The organism is Guyparkeria sp. SB14A (assembly GCF_005096345.1).
GTDB lineage: Bacteria > Pseudomonadota > Gammaproteobacteria > Halothiobacillales > Halothiobacillaceae > Guyparkeria > Guyparkeria hydrothermalis.
In genome coordinates this window covers 1-3397 of sequence record NZ_SWAW01000058.1, presented here as the reverse complement: position 1 = coordinate 3397, position 3397 = coordinate 1, and the positions used below count along the sequence as shown (strand labels likewise).

The 3397-nt window shown below is 72.9% G+C and carries 4 protein-coding genes; 1 reads left to right on the top strand and 3 read right to left on the bottom strand.

What is annotated here, in order from left to right; genetic code table 11:
* Together FAZ79_RS11765 and FAZ79_RS11760 are read right to left on the bottom strand one after the other, a co-directional pair.
* The coding region (locus FAZ79_RS11765; RefSeq protein WP_247709552.1) for a hypothetical protein at positions 1-1012 on the bottom strand (1012 nt) is incomplete at its 3' end.
* Positions 1009-1842: a tetratricopeptide repeat protein gene (locus FAZ79_RS11760; protein WP_247709551.1), complete on the bottom strand. Its 834-nt coding sequence runs from the start codon at positions 1840-1842 to the stop codon at positions 1009-1011. The genes FAZ79_RS11765 and FAZ79_RS11760, both read right to left, overlap by 4 nt.
* On the opposite strand from FAZ79_RS11760, the gene FAZ79_RS11755 reads away from it, so the two are divergent.
* Entirely contained in the window at positions 1814-2647 is an 834-nt protein-coding gene (locus FAZ79_RS11755; protein WP_247709550.1) for a hypothetical protein, read from the top strand. The two genes, FAZ79_RS11760 and FAZ79_RS11755, sit on opposite strands and share 29 nt — an antisense overlap.
* A 172-nt stretch (positions 2648-2819) precedes the next feature.
* Here FAZ79_RS11755 and FAZ79_RS11180 read toward each other — a convergent pair.
* Positions 2820-3397, bottom strand: a 578-nt coding sequence (locus FAZ79_RS11180; RefSeq protein ID WP_136868038.1) for a VWA domain-containing protein, incomplete at its 5' end; no start/stop codon positions are given.

The window sequence follows — 3397 nt, the reverse complement described above, 5'->3', positions numbered from 1 at the left end:
GGACGGCAGCGCGGACAGCCGGCTCGGCCTGCCAGGCCACCTGGCGCGCGGCGAGGCGGGCATAGTCGAGGCTCGCCCCCGGTGACGCGGCACGCGGGTCGATGTAGGGCAGGCGCAGCGCCGGCAGGCGGGCATGCCCCGCGCCACCGTCGGAACCGCCCGCTCGATCCGAGGGCAGGAGCGAGATATTCACCTGCCAGACCCCGGCGATGGAGGATTCCGGGGAGGTCGCCTCCGCCGAGGCCGGCAGCGCATGGATCTCGGGCTGGCCCAGGCGCAGTCCCGGCGGTGCCACCAGCTGCGCCTGGATCAGCCGCGTCAGGCCGTCGGCGGTCAGGCCCACGCCCCGCACTCGGAACTGCCAGTTGCCGGGCTGACCGGCGACCAGCGGGGTGACCCCGACGTCCTCGAACCGCAGCCGGGGGGTCACCGGCAGGTAGGTGGGCAGGTAGGCCGGCAGGGCGGTGACCTCGAGACGCCTACTGACCGGCACGAAGGCATACCGGCTCTGCGCCGACCCGACCACCTTGAAATTGATGCGGTGGAAGTCGAGCGTGAGCTCGCCGGGACGCAGGGCCTGCACCACCCAGCGATAGTGGCGGCGGTCCACCAGCCGGCCGTCGATCTCGACGCTGTCGTGGGTCACCCAGATCGGCCGCACATCGAAGCCGTCACCCCGTGGCCGATGCACCTCGACGCCGCGCAGTCGACGCGCCGGGTCGAGGATGGTCTGGGTGACCAGGAAGGTTTCGCGCTGCACCGGTTCGAGCCGGGTCACGTCGGTTGTCACGCTCACCCCGTCGGGAAGGCGCCCGGCCCCCGCCCGGCTGGTCTTCTGCTCGATCGGCGCCAGCCGCTCGATCGGGCCGATCTCCACCTTGGAAGCGAAGGATCCGCCGTCGCCCCCTGTATCGGGCTCCGGCAGCGGGATCTCGCCGTGGGCCGTGCCGATCGCCCCGGTCACCGTCACCACGGCGAGCAGCATGGCCCCCAGCGCACGTACGGGTCTCATCGCTCCGCCTCCCCGGAAACACGCTGCCCCACCGTTCCCTTGTAGGGTTGCTGGCGCAACAGCTCGCGGATCGCCGGCCGGGGACGATCCCGGATGCGTTCGAGTTTCTTGCGTGCGCCCTGCAGCAGCCCTTCGTCGAGCCGGAACGGCTTGGCCTCGTCGACCGTGCGCCCGCCAGTCGCGCCGCCGCCGGCTCCCTTGCCCTCGAGCATCTGCTGGCTCATGCGCGCGCCCCGGTTCGGGTCGATCTGCTTGGGTTGCTCTAGCGCGTTGCCGCTGAAACTCGGCTGTTTTTCGTCCGCGCCCCGCTGGGCCGCCTGGGCGAGCCTGGCGGCGATCCGGCGATTGATCGAGGCCGGCACGTGTTCCGGGTCGAGGGCAAGCACCGCGTCGAACGCGGATACCGCCGCCCGGTAGCGCCCGGCAAGCACCAGGGCATCGCCGAGGTCGAACAGTGCCAGCATGCGCTCGCGTGGCGAGTCCGCCAGCCAGACGGCTGCCTGCAGTCGATCGACGGCGTGCGGGTAGTCGGCGCGCCGATAGGCCGCCATCCCCCCGCCCAGCCGGGCGGTGTAACCGGTCGCCCGGTCGAACGCCGCCTGGGCACGGGCGAACTCCTGCTGTCCGAGGGCCGACCGGCCTTCGTCCAGCAGTGCCGCGCGGCTCGGGGCGTCGACCACCGACTCGGCGTGCGCCGTGGTGAACGCGACGGGCGCGAGCCCGATCATCAGGACGGCGAGCAGGGTCCGGCGCCGACCACCACCGCCCCATTCGACCCACAGGGCCAGGGCCAGCATCGCCATGGCCGCCCACAGTGCCAGCACGGCCACGGAGGTGCGCTGCTCCACCGCATCCCTGGACGGCGGCGGCGCCGGCAGCCCGGCGACCGCATCGACCAGGAAATCCGCGTCGTCCTGCAACACGCCGGTGGGCCGCGCCGCCCCCCCCGGTCAGTCGGGCGATCTCGGCGACGCGCCCGAACCGGGGCCGGGACCGGAGGATGTCGTTCTCGCTGCCGCGCAGCTGCTGGCCGTCGTGGTACAGCGGCGTCGACTTGCGCGCCAGGGTCACGGCGATCACGGGAATCCCGCGCGCCTTCAGGCGCTCGGCGGCGGCGATGGTGCGGCTGCCCTGGTCACCGGCGAACTGGCGGGCATCGCCGCTGGTCAGCCAGATCACGGCGCCATCCTTCAGGGCCTCCATGCGCGCGGCGAGTGCGAACGCCCGGTCGGGCCGGCCGGCGGGCTGGCGGGCGAGCAGCCCGGGCAACTGCTGGGCGTAGAACGTGAGCAGGCTCGCATCGTCACTGGGCGGCAGCAGCACCCCGGCGGTGTCGGCATAGCGCATCAGCCCCATGGGCCGGCCGGGGTCCGATTCGGCGAACAGCGACATCAGCATCACGGCCCGCCCGATCCGGTCGGGCTCGACGTCGCGGCCGCTCATCGCCGCCGAGCCGTCGACCACGAACAGCACCGGGGCGCGCATCTGGTCGGCCGTGTCGCCGGGCCGCGGCAGGCGCGGATCGGCCAGGGCGAGGGCGGCGAGCAACCAGAACAGCACCAGGAACAGCCGGCCGAGCCATGCCCGCCGGCCCCGCCGCTTGCCGGTGGCGGCGAAGGCCCACGCCTGCAATGACCGGTCGGCGTAGTGATCGAGCCGTGCCCGGTAGCGTCGCCCCCACCAGGCGAGCGCGACCGGCAGCGCGAGCAGCAGCAGGGCCTCGGGGCGGACCAGGCTCGGCCAGGTCCCGGCATGCGCCAGAAGCCCCCAGAGAGTCGCCAGGTTGTCGACACGCTCGTCCATGCCGCTACCCCCGCAACCGGGTATGGAAGAATTGCGCCAGCAACAGGAACAGGAGTCCCGCCGCCAGGAAGCCGCCGAGCAGGGAATGCCGCGTGCGGCGCCCGGGCCGGTCGGCATCGTCCACCCGGTGGCGCGCCATGGTATCGGTGACCGACATCAGCGCGTCGCGATCGCCGGCGGCGATTGCCTCGCCGCCGGACAACCGGGCCAGGTCCTCCAGGGTGGGTCCGTCGGCCGCGCCCTCCGCGTCGGCCGGCGCCAGGTTGATGGTGAACAGCTCGATGTTCTCGGCCCGGGCCAGGGTCAGTGCCTCGGCCGGCGACATCTCGCCGCCGGTATTGACCCCGTCGGTCCAGACCAGCAATCGGGGCGCCGCCTCGCCGCGCTTGCGGCGTTGGGCGATGTGCCGCAGCGCGACGGCAAGCCCGTCGCCCAGTGCCGTGGCACTGCCGTCCAGCATCGGATCGTCAAGCGTTTCATCCGCGATCACAGCACCGCCGGCAAGGACTTCTTCGCACCCGGTCGCGCGGTGGCGTTGAAGAAGATCGGCAAGGCCATCCGCGCCGGCCGCGAGGAAACCGC